General features: G+C 61.7%; 13 protein-coding genes. 5 read left to right on the top strand and 8 right to left on the bottom strand.

Annotation, left to right across the window (positions count from 1 at the left end; genetic code table 11):
* Positions 1-131: 131 nt before the first annotated feature.
* Positions 132-1,487 carry a mechanosensitive ion channel family protein gene (locus tag H585_RS0105770; protein WP_244432486.1) on the bottom strand — a complete coding sequence of 452 codons (1,356 nt, stop codon included), beginning with the start codon at positions 1,485-1,487 and terminating at the stop codon, positions 132-134.
* A 345-nt stretch (positions 1,488-1,832) separates the two neighbouring features.
* Positions 1,833-1,997 (bottom strand): hypothetical protein, encoded by a 165-nt coding sequence (locus tag H585_RS23460; RefSeq protein WP_005988807.1) that lies wholly within the window; start codon positions 1,995-1,997, stop codon positions 1,833-1,835.
* Positions 1,998-2,384: 387 nt separating this feature from the next.
* Between H585_RS23460 and H585_RS0105760 the strand changes: the two genes are divergently transcribed.
* Positions 2,385-2,564: a hypothetical protein gene (locus H585_RS0105760; protein ID WP_014259759.1), complete on the top strand. Its 180-nt coding sequence runs from the start codon at positions 2,385-2,387 to the stop codon at positions 2,562-2,564.
* A gap of 198 nt (positions 2,565-2,762) precedes the next feature.
* Here H585_RS0105760 and H585_RS0105755 read toward each other — a convergent pair whose 3' ends face one another.
* The 4 genes from H585_RS0105755 to H585_RS0105740 all read right to left on the bottom strand — a co-directional run bounded on the left by H585_RS0105755 (position 2,763) and on the right by H585_RS0105740 (position 7,835).
* Positions 2,763-3,410 (bottom strand): hypothetical protein, encoded by a 648-nt coding sequence (locus H585_RS0105755; RefSeq protein WP_027367125.1) that lies wholly within the window; start codon positions 3,408-3,410, stop codon positions 2,763-2,765.
* An 80-nt stretch (positions 3,411-3,490) separates the two neighbouring features.
* The gene (locus tag H585_RS0105750) at positions 3,491-5,845 is read right to left on the bottom strand and encodes a PAS domain S-box protein (protein WP_027367124.1); all 2,355 of its coding nucleotides are present in this window, start codon (positions 5,843-5,845) and stop codon (positions 3,491-3,493) included.
* A 600-nt stretch (positions 5,846-6,445) separates the two neighbouring features.
* Complete coding sequence (locus H585_RS0105745) at positions 6,446-6,883, bottom strand: Fur family transcriptional regulator (RefSeq protein ID WP_027367123.1); 438 nt, start codon at positions 6,881-6,883, stop codon at positions 6,446-6,448.
* A 55-nt stretch (positions 6,884-6,938) separates the two neighbouring features.
* Complete coding sequence (locus tag H585_RS0105740; RefSeq protein ID WP_027367122.1) at positions 6,939-7,835, bottom strand: metal ABC transporter solute-binding protein, Zn/Mn family; 897 nt, start codon at positions 7,833-7,835, stop codon at positions 6,939-6,941.
* A 157-nt stretch (positions 7,836-7,992) separates the two neighbouring features.
* On the opposite strand from H585_RS0105740, the gene H585_RS0105730 reads away from it, so the two are divergent.
* The 3 genes from H585_RS0105730 to H585_RS0105720 are packed head-to-tail and all read left to right on the top strand — an operon-like array spanning position 7,993 to position 10,598.
* The gene (locus H585_RS0105730) at positions 7,993-8,955 is read left to right on the top strand and encodes a permease (protein WP_027367121.1); all 963 of its coding nucleotides are present in this window, start codon (positions 7,993-7,995) and stop codon (positions 8,953-8,955) included.
* Entirely contained in the window at positions 8,952-9,779 is an 828-nt protein-coding gene (locus tag H585_RS0105725) for a TIGR03943 family putative permease subunit (protein ID WP_027367120.1), read from the top strand. The genes H585_RS0105730 and H585_RS0105725 overlap by 4 nt, the downstream gene beginning before the upstream one ends.
* Before the next feature lie 48 nt (positions 9,780-9,827).
* On the top strand, positions 9,828-10,598 hold the full coding sequence (locus H585_RS0105720) for a prepilin peptidase (RefSeq protein WP_027367119.1): 771 nt from the start codon (positions 9,828-9,830) through the stop codon (positions 10,596-10,598).
* Positions 10,599-10,799: 201 nt separating this feature from the next.
* Here the strand turns inward: H585_RS0105720 and H585_RS0105715 are convergent, their stop codons facing one another.
* Positions 10,800-11,432: a hypothetical protein gene (locus H585_RS0105715; protein WP_027367118.1), complete on the bottom strand. Its 633-nt coding sequence runs from the start codon at positions 11,430-11,432 to the stop codon at positions 10,800-10,802.
* 224 nt (positions 11,433-11,656) lie between these two features.
* Positions 11,657-13,150, bottom strand: a complete 1,494-nt coding sequence (locus H585_RS0105710; protein ID WP_027367117.1) for a B12-binding domain-containing radical SAM protein — start codon at positions 13,148-13,150, stop codon at positions 11,657-11,659.
* Positions 13,151-14,083: 933 nt separating this feature from the next.
* Here H585_RS0105710 and H585_RS0105705 point away from each other — a divergent pair.
* Entirely contained in the window at positions 14,084-16,840 is a 2,757-nt protein-coding gene (locus H585_RS0105705) for a M4 family metallopeptidase (protein WP_027367116.1), read from the top strand.
* The last annotated feature ends 12 nt before the right edge of the window (positions 16,841-16,852 follow it).

The following is a 16,852-nucleotide window of genomic DNA, read 5'->3' as shown; positions in this document are numbered from 1 at the left end:
GCGTGCGCTCGCCGCCGTCGGCGGAGAACAAATCGTCGAGTGTTTCCCAGAGCGGTGAAAATCAAGCGCGCAAGGATGGCGCAGAACTAGCCGTCAGTGCGCGTTTCAGTCAAGTTGCGGAGATGGCGTGATCAACGCGAGTGCTTTTTACCGACCTCTTTCTGGCCTTGCAGCAGATTTTCCTCGCTGGAGGCGGCAAGCTCGTCTCTGATCTGTTTGTCGATGTGCTCCTCGCGGCTCACATCGGCCTTGCGGGCCTCGTCCTTGACGGGAGGCTTGCCGGACTGCCTGGCTGCGGGCTTGGTTGGGGGAGGCGTCACGGTTTCGGCTTCGGCTTGTTTCGGCCTGCGCACGAGGATGTCGCGCATGGGCATGGGCATGACCACGCCTTCCTCGTCCAGGGCTGCCTTGAGGATGCGCTTGGCCTCGCTACGCACCTTGAGGAAATCGTATCGGCGTTGGTCCACCCAGCCGTGGAAGCGCACGATGACGTTGTACTCGCCGAGGCTCTCCACGAACATGACCGGGGGCGGGTCCTCCATCACGCCCTTCATTGCCGCCAAGGCGGCGCAGCCCAGCTCCTGCACGCGCCGCAAATCCTCGCCGGTGCCAACGCCCACCTCGATGCCGAAGCGCCGCAGCGGGTTGCGCATGTAGTTGATAATGGTGCTCTTGAATACCTCGGCATTGGGGATGCGCACGTGGTTGCCGTCCAGGGTGATCAGGATCAGCTCGCGCGAGGTAAGGCGCAGCACGCTGCCCTCCAGGTCGCCCACGGCCACGTAGTCGCCGATCCCGAAGGGGCTGCGCAGGCCGAGCAGCATGCCGGACAGGTAGTTCTCGGCCACGTCGCGGAAGGCGAAGCCCAAGGCCAAGCCGAACAGGCCTGCCGCTCCGATCACCGCGCCCACCAGGGCCGTCAGGTCCAGGAGCTGTAAGGCCAGTAGCACTCCGACGATAATCACGAGCGTGGCCGTCAGGTTGCGCAGGATATTGCGCAGGAGCAAACCAGCGCCCATACGCTCCCAGAGCCAGTCCCAGCGTAACAGCAGACGGGACAGCACGGCAAACGCCAGCAGCACGGCCAGGGCCACGCCCAGAATGGGCAGGGAGGCCAGCAGGCTGTCCCAGAGCTCTCCCAGGCGGCGCAGGGCCGGGGCCAGCCGGCGTTCCAGCTCGGCCTGGGCCTGTACATCGTTGACCACATGGGCCACGCCCTCGAACCTGGAGGCCAGCTCCTCGGCCCTTTGAGCCGCGCTGGCCCGCTCTGCCGCTCCGGACAGGCGCACGACCCCGTCGGTGACATCGACCTGGATGCCCCGGAATGCCTCGATATGCGAAAAGGTCTGACGGATGCGCGTTTCCAGCCGGTCATCCGGCGCGGACTCCAGGGGGATGGGGCGGGCGGGTTCGGCGGCATCCCGTGGAGCCTGCACAGTGACCTGCCCCCAGGCCGTCGCCCCCCAGGTCAGCAGCGTAAGCAGCACGCACAAGGCCGCCGCATGACGCTGCAACCATCGCGGATAAGAGATGCGTCGGGAGCGGTCCGGCCGCTTAGGGGCGTCCGGGCTGCATCCGTCGGGTAAATAGTGTGCGAATCCCTTCCGTGATGGCCGCAAGGCCGGGAACGCCCGCCTCATGTGAATCATCCGTGGCAAGAATGGGGCTCCGTGTCGTTACCGCCAGGTTGGAAAACCCGGACAGGTTTTCCGGCAGCCAGACGGATACTGCGGGGGCTGGCATCATCGATGAGCTTTCCGGGTTGACGGAATTTTGTCAACTCGGATGGACGCGGCGGGATGGCGAAATCTGGAAACGGTGCGGACGGTCGGTCAGTTCAGGCTCGGAACAGTGGGCTGGTAAGCCAGGATAAGGCGCAAACGGGAGCGGCCCAGCCGCAGGATCGTATGGGTCAGTCGCATGGTTATCTCCACCTCCAGGCGGCCGATGGGGGAATGGGGGCTTAGAATGGAGAGTTGCGGGTGCTGCCTGCTCATGACGATTCCTCCTGCGCTGTATGCTCCGTTGCCGGTGCAGGCGGGAGTATACGTCCCTTGCTGGCGGGGTGGAAGTCCTATTTCCTTGCCTGTGTGGTGGCGGACAATCGATCGGTTATTCAATGGAAGGATGGGCGGATATACGTGGTGGCAATGGACGATGGGCGTTTAGCATATGTTTCACAAGGTCCCAAGGGTCTGTATGCACAGAGAAATTGCGTGAAACGCCTGCCGTGTCTTGTCAGGCCCGCATGAAACATGCAATTTTTCATGTACTCGGATACGGCGTGAAACATATTTGTGTTGAAATAGTCGTTAAGCCGGGATATGAAAACTCGCACAGGGAATTTGCCGCAAGTGATACTTGCATTCTGGGGAGGGATAACCATGAACCGCCATGCTGGTCTGCAGCGCAACGGCTTCATCGATGCAAATCGCATCCTGAACGCACGTGAGAAGACGTTCTTCAACCGCATCTTCAAGAGGGAAGTCTTCGCCCTGAAGCCGGGCCCAGTTGGTGCTGCACAGAAGATCCAGGCTGCACCAAAGTTCTTGAGGAAGTTTTAATCTACAGTGTCGAAGCCCTGCAAGGCTCCGCCTTCCGGCAGATTCCTGCCGGAACATATCGCACTACAGCCGTACGCTCGGAATAGTTCGTGAGCTGGTGATGCTCGCACCGTGAGCCGTTGCATGTCCAGCGGGCACGGCTTTGGCGTCCATTCGGGGACTGTCCATTCGGGCGGGGTCAGACCGCTACGTTGAAATCTAGTCTTCCTTGCCGATCTTCTCCAAGAGATAGCGTTCCAGCTCCCGACGGTCCTTGCGCAGCCTGACGAGCTCCTGTTCCAGCACGCTGAGCTTGGCGCGCAGGTCCTGGTCTTCCTCTCGCCTTGGCCCTGCCTCGATGGCCGCCTTGCGCTGGCGCATGAGCACGAGCAGGATCTTCTTGATCTTGCGGTTCTCGTCCTCCAAGGCCTGGCGGCAGGCACGCTCCTCGGCCAGCTCGCGCCGCACTTGGCCGAAGTCGTCGCGTAGGGAGGTAATGGCCCTTTTTTGATCGACCACATGCCGCAGGAACTCGGCCAGCCTGCTCCGAATGTCTTCGCCTTGCGGGCTGGGACGGCGGTCGGCATGGGCGGGAATGTTTGCCCTGTCTTGCATTGCGTTCACCTCGATGCACTGGAACTCGGCGTATAATGCCTCACGCACCTGGCCGGCGGTGCAGCCTTCGGCGAAGAGCTGGCCGATCCGGGCCAGGACCGCGCCTGCCTGCGGAGCATAGAGCAAGGCGCGCCCCTCCCGCCTGTGCGGCAGGGCGTTCAGGAAAAGCCTGGCGTAGCGCCGCGCGGACGTCTCGGGTATATCGCTACGCCGGGCCAACTCAGCCAGGGGAAGCCAGTTCTCCTCGGCCATTGTTCTCCCTTTCGAATCGTAAAGTCTGTTGGGAACCGCAGGAAGCGGCAAAAAGAGACTAGCAGGAATCGGGCCGTAGTTCAAACAGCAGGGTCGGGCGCTTGGCAGTCCTGCTCCTTTCGGCCTGTGCGGCTCACTCGCTCCAGCACCGCTTCCAGCACAACGGGATCAAAGGGCTTGGGCAGGTAGTCATTCATGCCGGCTTCCAGGAGTCGTTCGCGATCACCCGCCATGGCCTGCGCTGTAAGGGCCACAATGGGCACCTTTGGGTCCACGCCGGGTGGAGGCGCGTGGCGGATGATGCGCGTGGCCTCCAGGCCGTCCAGGCCCGGCATGCGCACATCCATGAGCACCAGATCGAAACGCTCGCGGGACAGGGCCTCAACGGCTTGCCTGCCGTCAATCACGGCCAGCACCTGGTGGCCCATGTTGCGCAGCAGCTCCTCGGCCACCAGCCTGCTGATGGCGTTGTCTTCGGCTACCAGAATGCGCAGCGGCCTGTCGATTATTGGACCGCGCTCTTCTTGGGCGCATTCCCGTGCTTCCTTATCCAGACTGAATTCGGCGTCGAAGGAAAATCGACTGCCCTTGCCGGGCGTGCTCCGCACCTCCAGCCTGCCGCCCAGCAGGGCCACCAGCTTGGCGGAGATGGACAAACCCAGGCCGGTTCCCGCGTAGCTCGCGCCGTCCAGCTGGCCGAACGGCTCGAAGATGGTCTGCAGCTTGTCTTCCGGGATGCCGATGCCGGAGTCGCTGACCGTGAAGCGCAGCCGCACGTATCCGCTGTCCTTGGCGGAGGGCTCCGCCAAATCCACATCCAAAGCCACCTCGCCCTCGTGCGTGAACTTGATCGCGTTGCCCAGGAGGTTGACGAGCACCTGGCGCAGGGAAGCCGCGTCGCCCAGCAGAGCCTCGGGCACATCCCGGGCGAGGTGCTTGCTCAGCCGCAGGCCCTTGTCAACGGCGGTTTGGGCCAGGAGGTCAAGGGTGGGGCGCAGCAGTTCGCGTAATAGGAAGCGTTGTTCCTTGCGCTCCATCTTGCCGGCCTCGATCCTGGAGAAGTCCAGGATGTCGCCGATGATGTCCAGCAAAGCCCTGGCCGACTGACGCACCAACCGCAGGCTTTGGGCGACGGCCGGCGATGACTCCTGGCGCATGGCCACCTCGACCATGCCCAGGATGCCGTTCATGGGCGTGCGTATCTCGTGGCTCATGGTGGCCAGGAAATCGCTTTTGGCCAGGTTGGCGGCCTCGGCTGCGCTCTTAGCGGTCCGGAGCTCCCGCTCCATGCGCACCCGCTCGGTCATGTCCTCCACGAAGCCTTCCAGGTAGCGCGGCCGGCCGTTTTCGTCCCACACGGGGTGCATGTTTATGCGCAGGGTCAGGATGCTTCCGCTTTTGTGCCTGACTTGGATTTCGGTCGTGACATGCTGTCGGCGCTCTTCGAGCAGCATGCGCATGATGGCGTCCCGCTGTTCGGGATTGACGTAAACTTGGCTGCCGATGTCCTTTACCTCGCGTATGAATTCTTCGGGCGAGGAATAGCCGAGAATGCTGGCCGTGGCGGGATTTGCTTCCAGGAAGCGGCCCTGGGGAGTGCTGCGAAAGATGCCCAGGGAGGAGTTCTCAAAGATGCTGCGCAATTTTTCTTCGGAGGTGCGCAGGGCGTCCTCCGTGCGTTTGCGCTCGGAGATGTCGAAGGCTACGCCGCCGATGAGCCTATGGCCGTCGGCGGTATGAATGGGGAAGATGTAGCGCACCCAGCGGCGCAGGCTGCCATCCGTGAGCGGATAATCCGCCTCCTCCCGCAGGGGGTGTCCAGCCTGCATTGCCCTGCGTGCATGCTCCATATAGGAGTTAAGTTGTGCTCCTATGGGAAATACGTCCCAGGTCGACCTGCCCAGGTAGTCTTCCCGCCTGCCGCCCATCTGCTCCATTGTGGGTTTGTTGATGTATAAGTAGCGATGCTGCTCGTCCGTTATCCAAGCCGGAGCCGGGATTGTATCCATGAAGGCGTGGAAGCGCTGCTCGCTGTCGCGCAGGGCATCTTCCATACGCTGGCGCTCGCTGATGTCGCGCGTGGAAGACACGATCAAGGTTTCAGCGTTAAGCTGGGCAGTCTTGGCGGTAATCTCCACGGGGAAGACCGTGCCGTCCTTCCTGCGATGGTAGCGCAAAGGAATGTGATTCCGAACCTGCAGCGTCGCCTCGGCCGTCTTTACCGGCTCGACCGAAACATCCACGTTATGCATTTCGAGAAATTCTTCCCGACTGTAGCCGTATTGGGCAACGGCTGCCTCGTTGACATCCAGGATGCGGCCGTCCCGTTGTCGCACTACGAACAATGAATCCGAGACAGCCCGGAAGAGGGTGCGATATCTGGCCTCGCTCTCGCTGTGCAAACACGAGACATCAGGAGGTCCAACAACATGCATTGCCGGGCGCGTCCGACAGAGCGCGGCTTGCCGAGCTCTGCGGAGCCGGAGCATGAGGGTTCTGCTTCCCTGTCGGTGTAATTTCATCTTGTCTGTTCTGCTCATGTCAGATGGCCATCCGAACCTTCGTAAGGATGCATAAGGCTTTACTATAACCACTTTTGCACAAAAATAATAGGGCTTCTTTTGGCATAATGCATGGTCTATCGATATTGATTAGTTAATCAACTTTCTAAAAGTAGGTAAGTGGCAGATGCGCAATTAGCTTTCCGGCATATGAATGCCGAGCCTTGCACGGGAGGACTCCGGTCGAAGCATGCAACGCGGGCTTGGATACGTGAGGTGTTAGCTGGAGGCAAAAGGCTGATGGAGGATTGCTTGCGAGAAATGACATTGGAGGTAAAGCTTACGAATGCTTGCCCTGCGCGAGAGAGATGCAGCTACAGAGGTGTCGCAGGCCAGTCGTTTGTTTAGACGCAGCCGGCGGAGTTCCGCGGCAACTCTGGAAGTTGGTGAAGGTTGCGGGATGGAGGGAGCACTCGTCCGTGGCTCTGTCGACTGAGCACACCGGCCTTCTGCCAGCGACCTTTGTGCGGGCTTTTACTGCCGCCGCGATAGACAGATGGAGCAAGTGCCGGCCAGCAGCACCTGCGCGGCCTCAACCTGGCCCAGGGATGCGTCCTGATCCGTCTCCAGGCGCACGCTGTCGGGTTGCAGGCAGCGCATGTTCCCGCATTTCTGGCAGTAGAAGTGGGCATGGCTCGGATGCAAGGGACTTACGCCAAGACAGTAGCGATCCACGCGATCGGGGCAGGCCAGGCGAGTCAGCACGCCTTTGTGGGCCAAAAGCTCCAGGATGCGGTAGACGGTCACGCGGTTCATGGCCGCGCCGGCGCTCGCGTCCAGACTGTCCAGGACTTCCCGCGTGGTCAGCGGCGCGGCCGAGCGCGTGAGCACGGCCAGAACAGCCAGCCGGTTGCAGGTAGGCGAGAGCCCTGCCGTGCGCAGCAGGGTGGGATAGTCGCAATCGACGCACATGTCGTTTCCTCGTTCGGACAAGAGCCCGGGTCGCCAAGGCTCCCCGGACTCTCGGTTACTGCAGGGTCAGCCTGAGCTTCTCCGCGACCTGTATCAGGTTCCGGTCCCAATTGCCTGCCAGAGGGTCGGCCACGATTAGTTCGGCCTTGATCTCCCTGGCCACGACATTGGCCGTAGCGCGCGAGAATTGAGGCTGCACGAATATGACCCGGATGCGGTGTTTGGAGGCGAAGCCGGCCAGCTCTACGAGTTCTTCGGGCTTGGGCTCCTTGCCCTCGATCTCGATCGGCACCTGTACAAGCCCGTAATTCTGGGCGAAATAGCCCCAGGAAGGGTGGAAAACCAGAAATTCCTTGCTCCGCGCAGGCGCCAGGATGGCGCGGATGCGTGCGTCCAGGGCGTCCAACTCGCTCAGAAAGGTTTGGTAGTTGGCTTCATAGGTCGCGGCGTTCTCGGGATCGACGGCTTTGAGCCCTTCCAGGATATTGGCCGCCTGGATCTTGACCAGCTTGGGCGAGAGCCAGATGTGCGGGTCCAGGCCGCCATGGTCATGCTCTGCGTCATCAGCTTGATTTGCTTCTTGCCCATGCTCCTCGCCTTGGGGGTGGGCAGCCATGGGGATCTTCGGCACACCGTTGTCGGTAGCCACCAGGAGCAGATTGGGGTTGGCGGCCTTGAGTCTGGGCATCCAGGCCTGCTCGAAACTGTCGCCTATGGTGAAGTAGGCTCGGGCGCTCTGCAGCGAGGCCAGTTGCCTGGGCTTTGGTTCATAGATGTGCGGACTCGCGCCCGGCAGGACCATGACCGAAACCTCGGCCAAGTCGCCGGCTATGCGCTCCACGAAGTACTTTTGGGGCACTATGCTCACGAAGACCTCGACGGCCTCGGCCTGGGCCAAGGTCGAGGCAAGCAGGACGGTCAGCAGCAGGAAGCAGGTCAGAATCCGTTTCATATTTCCCTCCCATGGGAGAAGCGGGCTTGCGAATGCAACTGAGTTGCATTACCTATGCAGCCTTGCCGCGTGAGTTGTCAACAGCCCTTAACCACCTCTCCGGCTTGCTTTTCGCGGCTAAAGCTGCCACGCAGGTCTACTCCTTGGACAAAAGCGCATGAACAACCTTTTCGGCAGCAGTCAGATATTCATCTCCCTGGCTATCGCCATCGTCCTGGAAGCAGCTCCCTTCTTGTTGCTCGGCTCGTTCGTTTCGGCCGTGGCCGGCGAGACCTCTCTTGGCCAGCGCTTGGCCCGTGCGGCCCCTCGCTCGCGTGGGGGCGGCATTCTTGTCGGCCTGTTCGCCGGTCTGGTCCTGCCCACCTGCGAATGCGGTGTGGTTCCGGTTGCCCGGCGGCTGTTGCGCCAGGGACTGCCGTCGCACACGGTCATAACGTATATGCTGGCCGCGCCGGTCGTGAATCCAGTGGTGCTACTTTCCACCTGGGTGGCCTTCCAGGGCAGCTGGGCGAGCCTCGCGGCCAGGGTCGGCGTGGTGGCCGTGGCGGCCGCGGCCATGGGCTGGGCCGTGGCGGGCACGGCTTCCGCTGCGTTGCTGCGCGGCGGCAATCCCTTCCCCGTGGGGCTGCCGCGCATGGACGAAGTGTGCGGACACGTCCATGGACCGGACTGCGGTTGCGACCATGACAATGGCGCGGACGGCCGGTCCCTGCCCCTGCGCCTGGCCCGAGGAACGGCTCTGGAGTTCCTGGACATGGCCAAGTTCCTTATCCTTGGCGCACTGGCGGCCGCGGCGGTGAAGACGTTCATGCCCTCGTCGCTGCTCACGCCCCTGCAGTCCAGTCTGCCCCTGTCAGTGGCGGCGATGATGGGTCTGGCCGTGCTGCTGTCGATCTGCTCCGAGGCCGACGCCTTCGTGGCAGCCTCCTTCACGGGCTTTCCCTGGGCCTCGCAAATGGCTTTCGTAACCCTGGGACCCATGGTGGACCTGAAGCTGCTGGCCATGTTCTACGGCGTATTCCATCACCGCCTGGCCACGGCACTGGTCGTGGTGCCGACGTTGCTGGTTTTCGTGCTCTGCATGGCCTTGGGCCTGCTGCTTCCGGGAGGTTCCTGGTGAGCGCTAGAACCCTGCTTACCCGTCTGTGGGCCAAAGCCGAGGCCATGCTGCTGGCTTCCCTCGGGCTGTACATGCTGGCCTTGGCTTCCAGCAATACATACTGGCTGCTGCTCAACCCCAAGTACAAGCTGGTCACGGCCGCCGGCGGCTGCGGCATCACACTGGCCGCCTTCGCCCTGTTCATGATGCCGGCCGCTCGGCCCGGAACCTGGCGCGGCCTGGTCATGGCAGGTCTGGTGCTCTTGCTGGCCATGCATGATCCTGAGATGACCATTGCGCCACAAGGCGGCCTGGACATGGACAGCGCATTCTCGACGTATTCGCCCCAGACCGGCTCCGCGCTAACTGGTCCGGCCAGGGGCAGACAGGCCCCGGAGCCCTCCAGGATCGAGCTGGACGGCCGCGAGTACGTGCGCATCAATACGGCGGAGCTGTATTTCGAGACTGTCGAGGCCAGCCCAGCCAAGCTGGCCCTGGGCTATGTGACGAAGGGCCTGGTGGCCCGCACGCCTGAGATGGACGCCCGCGGCGAAGTGGGCCTCGTGCGTGTGGCCGTGAGCTGCTGTCTGGCCGACGCCGTGGGCCTGGGCCTGCGGGTCAAGGTGGACGATCCCTCCGGCTACGAGCCGGGCCAGTGGTTTAAAATTTATGGCCGCCTGATGCCGCAGTCCGCCAAAGGTCTGCCTTCGGCGCCGCAGCTAGACGGCGTGTTCATCACGGCCCTGGCCGAGGGCTTTATCTTTCAGGCCGAGCGCGTGGAGGTAGTGGAGCCGGACTTGCCCTATATCTTCGAAGTGCGCGACAGTGAGCCCTATGCCTATTGAGCTTCGATCCATAACCGCGCCGCACGCCGCGCGCCTTCCGGAGCGAGCATGACACCCGACGCCGCATTTCCGGTTTTGGCCACGCTCCTGGGCCTGATCCTGGGCAGCTTCTACAATGTGTGCATCGCCCGCTACGAAAGCGGCTTGTCCATCCTGCGGCCCAGGTCCCACTGCCCGCTGTGCGGACGCACGCTGGGGCCGCTGGAGCTTGTGCCGGTGCTCAGTTGGTTGTGGCAGCGCGGCCGCTGCAAGGGCTGTGGAGAGCGCATAAGCCTCAAGTATCCCTTGGTGGAGTTGCTCTCGGGATTGTGGGCGCTGCTGCTGGCGATCCAGTTCGGTCCTGGCTGGGAGTGGCTGGGGCACATGATACTGGGCGGCATGCTGCTGGTGGCCTCGGGCATCGATCTCGACAACTTCATCCTGCCGGACAGACTGACCTTGAGCGGTTTTCCCCTGGCTTTGGGCTTCGCGGTCCTGCGGCCCGACCTGGCCCTGAGCGACGCGACCTGGGGAGCCTTGGCCGGGGCCGGCGCGTTCAAGCTCATCCAGGTCAGCTACAAATTCCTGCGCGGCGTGGATGGCCTGGGTACGGGCGACGTGAAGCTCATGCTGCTCATCGGGGCCTGGCTCGGCTGGCAACTCGTGCCCATGGCCGTGCTGGTGGGTTCCGTGGCCGCACTGCCCGTGGGCATCCTGTACGCGCTGCGCTCCAAGCGCACAGGGCAGCCGGCAATCGTGCCCTACGGCCCCTTTCTCAGTCTGGGCGCCATGGCATGCGTGCTTTACGGCGGGGAACTGCTGAGGCTGTTGACGCCCTAAGGTTCTCGGCGGCGTAGCGATGAAGAAAAGGCGTTGCGGGCCGGAATGGCCATGGAAGAGGGCAAGGCCGAAGGTAAATGCGTATTATGTCCCGCTTGGGACCAGGTCATGAGAGACGAATTAGGCAAGAAGCGAAATCTGAAAAGCCGCTGCGGAACGTGTTCGCGGCGCGCCCTGCCGCGTCACGACGCCGGGGCTGTCTCAGGCCGTATGGCTCAGGCTGCTCGGTCGATCCGGGTCATTGGCCAGGGACCGCCGGACTGGCTCCAGGCGCAGCCCGTCCAAGGTACTGGTCGCATTGAGGGGCAGGGCCTGTTTGCGCAGGAGATGGCCATCCCGGAAGTAGACCATGAGCCGCTCGGATTCCTGCACGACCATGCCTTCCATGCCCAAGAACCTGCTGCGGCGCGAGCGCAGGGCCTTGCGCCGCTCGGCCAGTGATTTGCTGTGTGCGAAGAACGCCTTGCGGGGCGTGATCTGCCGTAGCTGCTCCTCCTCCATGTTCAAGGCCTCGGCTAGTTGGGCGAAACTGGGACGTTGCCCTGTCTGGCAGGCGTAGAGATCCGAGGCTTCAAGCACGTCGTGCAGGTTCTCCACGGGCCAAGGGATATGCACACGGCCCGCGGCCAGCGAAGCCACCTCGACGCCCATGGCCTTCACGAAGGCGTTGAAACGGACAAGATACGTTTTTTGCACACCAAGACGCATGGAGATCTCGCTCAAGGTAGGAACCTTGCCGTTCTTGCGATATTGATCGCAGATGAAGACGTAGATATCTCTGTAGTTTACGGTTGATGCATCCTGCCGCGTGGATCGAGATGTTTTCTTGTACATAATCACCTCCACACAGCTCAATGCAGAGGTGATACCAAGCTGGCGAGAAGATGGACAGGAAGTGGAAGGTCTGCCGCAGGGCGGTGCTACGTCATCGGTTCAATGCAGAACGGATAAGCACGCCGGCTCGGTTGCATAAAGGCCAGGAATGAAATGTAAAAGCCTGCGGAAGAAACTCTCCGCAGGCTTTCTGCATGCTATATGGCTTCAGGTCGCACTAAATGTTAACAGGCGACATTCTCGGACTGCTGCATTTTGCGCGCGCACTTTTCGAAGTGCAATCCCTGGATTGCCAGATCCACGGCAGTGGGCAGCGATCTGAATCGCGTGAAGCCGGTTTTGAATATTAGCCGCCAATAGTGCCGCCTGGCGCGCGAGCGCATGCCGATGAGCCACAGACTACGCATGAATGCGGCCATGTCCGACAGAGTCGGCCGGCCGCGCGCGGTAGGTTTGTACTTGCTCAGGAACATGTTGATGCGCTTGTAGTAGATATTCGGGCTATATAGGGAGTTCACGAGATCCCTGTAGCCCTGCAGGAGCGTGTCCGCACCCATTTTGGGAATGAAGTTGAGCGAACCGTCAGTGTTCTCGCCGCTCGTGTCGCACAGCAGCCGGTTCTCGGCCTTGAGCCTGTGCCACAGGCGCGTGCCCGGCAGGGCCGTTAGCACGCCGACCATGGCCGTGACCACGCCGACCTTCTGGATGAAGTCCATCTGGATATCGAAGATCTTGTCCGTGTCGCTGTCAAATCCCACGATGAAGCCGGCCATGACCTGCAAGCCGTGGGCATGGATGGAGTCAACAGCCTTGGACAGGTCGAGGACGGTGTTCTGGTGCTTGCTGCATTCCTTGAGGCTCTCGGGCGAAGGGCTCTCGATGCCCAGGAAGACCTTGTGGAAGTTGGCCATGCTCATGAGCGTCATGAGCTGCTCGTCCTGGGCCAGGTTCAGGCTGGCCTCGGTGAGGAACTTGAAGGGGTAGCGGTGCTCCTTCTGCCAGGCGATGAGCGCGCGCAGGAACTCCTTGACCTTGTCTTTGTTGCCGATGAAGTTGTCGTCCACGATGAACACCGACCCGCGCCAGCCGGCGGCCCTGAGCGAGGTCAGCTCGCGCAGCATCTGGTCCGGCGTCTTCGTGCGCGGCATTCGGCCGTTCATGATGATGATGTCGCAGAATTCGCAGTTGAAGGGGCATCCGCGCGAGAACTGCACGGACATGGTCGCGTAGTTCTTGAGCTTCATGAGCGACCACATGGGCACAGGGGTCCTGGTGATGTCCGGCTTCTCATCCGAGGTGTAGACCGGCTTGGGCTCGCCCGCGGCCAGGTCGCGGATGAACAGGGGCAGGGTGACTTCGGCCTCGTTGAGCACCAGGTGGTCCACGCCGGGGAAGAGGTGCGGCGATGAGGTGAAAGCCGGCCCGCCGGCAACGATGCGCTTGCCTGCCTCCTTGCAGCGTTGGATAACCTCCTGCGCTCCTTCCTTCTGCACGAGCATGGCGCCGATGAAGACCATGTCGGCCCAGGCGATGTGCTCGTCCGTGAGCTCCTCCACGTTGAGGTCCACGAGACGCTTGTCCCAGCCTCCAGGCAGCATGGCCGCCACCGTCAGCAGGCCGAGCGGCGGGAATGCTGCCTTTCTGGAGACGAAGCGCAAAACGTGCTTGAAGCTCCAGAAGGTGTCCGGATAGCTGGGATTCACGAGCAGAATGTTCATTTCCGTCCTCTTGGTTCATGTTCTATATAGCATCCATAGGCGGAAACACGGTTTAATGAAAGCCCGGAACTTGAAATTTTAATGCTCAAAGCATGGCCTGGGCTGCTCGGTAATACCCCTCTCAATCTTCGTTCAGTTCGGGCAGTTCGGGCATCGCTTGGGCGGATAGCCGGCGCGCTTTTCGGCGACGCAGGGCGAGGCTTGCCCGCCGGGGGGCATGGCCAACGAGACGACATGCCCGGGCAACAGGGCAACAACTGTGACAAAGATGGTCAAACCAAGGTGCCGAAGCTCGCGATTTACCGTGGAACCCAAAACAGCAGAAGTCGGACATAGTTTGACGCGTTTATAAGCAAGAGTCTTACTTTATTATTTTAAAAAACATAAATACTTCCATCGGAGTAACAGGCCATATAGCAGATTATCATGTGTATAGTAAAGTTGTATCAACTTTATTGACTTGAAAAATATGGAGTACAAAGGGATAAGAAAGGCTTGTCGAGTTTAAAAAAGAATAATACCTAGGAGGCAAAGTACAAATTAAAACATTTAAGCATTTGAATTACACTTGAAGCTTTACATAAGCTCGTGCTCCCCGTTGCGCAGCATGGATTCATCGACACTCAAGCACTCTCTCCGCAGCTCGGAATGCTCTCTATCCTCCGGATCCACCTACCCGCTGTAACCGCTCTCGCACGTACGCGCATGGAAGCTTTACGACCCGATCGGAGCAGCTACTCCGCTAAGCGGCAGTTCTCGGGATTCGCCCTGTGATTCGATTCCGGTTCGATGAGATGGGCTGAATCCCAACAGAAACGGCATCACGGATGCAGTATGGAGGCGGGCTAAGCTCGCTGTCTGTATGGACTGACCGCCAGGACTCCGTCGAGCTGCGGGCGATACCGCCCAAGCCAGGGGGAAAGGAGAGAGGTCATGTCATTGCCGGTTACGAACAGTCACCCGCTGATGCGTATCCTCATGCTTGCCCTGATGCTGTTGACCTGTGCAGGGCTGACGGATGCACGAGCCGACGCATCGGAACTGGATTCGGGCGATGGCGGAATTCTCATTTCGCCTGCCGGGACGCCCAGGCGCATCATGGTCAACCTGGGCGACCGGGGACCCCAGGCCTATCCCGAGCGATTCCGAACCGCGCCCGATAAGGAGGCCGACCTTGCCGCGGCCATGGAGTTCCTGCTGTCCCGCGAGGAGATCCTCGGCTTGCAGGACTCGGCCAGGGAACTCGCCTTACAGGCCTACACGACTGACGAACTGGGCCGCCGTCAACTCCGTTTCGCCCAGCGCTACAAAGGCCTGCCGGTCTGGCCCGCCGAGATCCTGGTGCACGTGGACCCGGTAGGCCGCGTCGATCTCATGGAGGGCGCATACATTCCGACTCCGCTGGGGCTGCGCACGGCACCGCTCGTGAAGGCTGACGCCGCCGAAAGCAAGGCCCGCGATGTCCTGGACGGAGTTGCTGGCGAGAGCGCCTTGGCGCTCCTGGAAGGCAAGCCGGAGCTCATCGTATACATGGGCGGCGGCTCGCAGCCCCGGTTGGCCTGGAAGGTGATCCTGAACCGCTCCGTCGCCTCGCGCTGGCTGATTCTCGTGGATGCCATGACGCGGCAGGCTCTACTGGCCTACGACACGGTCATGGAGGACAACCCTTCGGGCTCGGGCCAGGACCTGCTGGGCGAGACGGTGCCCCTCAACGTGTGGGAGGACGAAGGGCTTTACTATCTCCTGGACACGAGCAAGCCCATGTTCCGGGGCATTGAGGAGTACATGGAATCCGGGGCCATCCCGGTGCATGACTTCGCGGGGCAAGATCCGCTTCTTGGCTTCAATCCCCGTCTGGTCGAGTCCGCAAGCCCCGATTCGGGCTGGCTGCCGGATGGAGTGAGCGCGGCCTACAATCTTTCCGAAACCTACGACTATTACTTCGAGCGTCACGGTCGGGATTCCATTGATGATCAGGGCATGTCCGTGCGGGCATACGTGCGCGTGGGCGGTTCGATTCTCAGCAACGCCTGCTGGAATCCTGGATTGGAGTCGTTCTTCTTCGGCGCGGGACAACGGGCCGTGGCCGGCCTGGACGTGGTCGCCCACGAGTTCACGCACGGCGTGGTCGATTACGCCTCAAGCCTTCTGTACTACGGGGAGTCCGGAGCCCTGCACGAGGCTTGGGCGGATATTTTCGGGTGCGCCGTGGAAGCCAGAACCATGGGCGCCACGGACTGGGTCGGCGGCACCGTCTTTTCGGAAAGATTCCAACGTAGCCTAGCCGACCCCGCCTCCAGGGAAATCGTCCCCGGACGTCCTTATCCCTCCCATGTAGACGAGATGGTCACCCCGGACGATCCGCTCCTGGGTGAGGATTATGCGGCGGATAATGGGGCCGTGCACTGGAACTGCACGGTTGTCTCGCATGCATTCTACCTTCTGGCCGAAGGCCAGGACGACGCCATCGGCATTGAGGACACGGAGGAGATCTTCTTCCGCGCCGTGACCAGGCACATGCCGCCGGCTTCGCGATTCCTCGACGCCCGCCTGGCCTGCCTGGCCTCGGCCGAGGAAATCTTCGGCTCGAATTCGGCCCAGGTGCGCGCCACGGAGGCTGCCTTTGCCGCCGTGGGCATAGTCGAGCCGCAGCCATCGCCCCCGTCCGATTTCTCAGATGACGCCATGGTCTGCCTCCTGCTCGCCACGGAACAAGGGCAGGATGCCGTCTGGTCTCTCGGCCGCCTTGATCCGGCCAGGGACGATGATCCGCAGGGCGAGCGCATTTCCCGGACGCCGGCGGCCCTGGCTCCTCCGGCGGTGAGCAACGACGGCTCGCTGGCGGCTTTCGTGAGCGCGGACCACGACGCCTGCACGGTCGACATGGACAGCCTGGAGGAGAACTGTCTCGGTCTGGAAGGTGAGGTGGCCAGCGTCGCTTTGTCACCGGACGGCAGCCTGATGGCCTATGTGCCCCTGACCGAAGCCGGGGAGCTGGCCGACCACTTTGTGCTTCACGATGTGGCGACCGGCGAGGAGGTCCCGGTTCTCTTCGTTGATGAAGCGGGTAATAGCGTCTTCCTGGCCGTGAATTCGGTCGATTTCGCAACCGACGTGCATACCTTGGCATTCGATGTCTTGGCCCCAATAGAGGAAGAAGACGGAACAAGGACTGCCGCATGGGTGGTAATCGTCGCGAACCTCGAATCCATGCAGGCTTATGCGCTTGCCGCGCAGGATACGCCGTTGGCCAGCCCGGCCATGGGCAACCAGAGCCTGGAGCACATCAGCCTGGAGGTCCTGACCGGGTTGGATGGACCGGAAGCCCAGTCCCTCGTGTCTGCCGGTGATCTGTCGTTGTTGAACTTCGCGCCTGTTGCGCAAACAGCGCCGCTTGCCGTCCCAAGCTTCAACAGCGACGACAGCGCAGTACTGTACAGCGCGCCAGATTCGGGAGCGCAGGCGCCCGCCATCTGGAGAGTTCCGATGGACATGGCCAACCTGCGGACTCTTGGCGATCCTGAAATGATCCTGGCCAATGCGCTCTACGCCGAGGCCTATGCGTCCGGGAGCACCGCTGACGGCGCGCAGTCCGAGACCGGCGACGCCAACTTGCGGCTTCCGGCTGCTCCAATGCAATTCGATATGCGGACCGTGGACGTGCGGAGCTTCGGCCTGGGTGACCAGTAGGCAAGAGCGATA

Source organism: Desulfocurvibacter africanus subsp. africanus DSM 2603 (assembly GCF_000422545.1).
Classification (GTDB): domain Bacteria; phylum Desulfobacterota; class Desulfovibrionia; order Desulfovibrionales; family Desulfovibrionaceae; genus Desulfocurvibacter; species Desulfocurvibacter africanus.
Note: the sequence above shows the minus strand (reverse complement) of the source record. Positions and strands in the feature narration are given on the sequence as shown.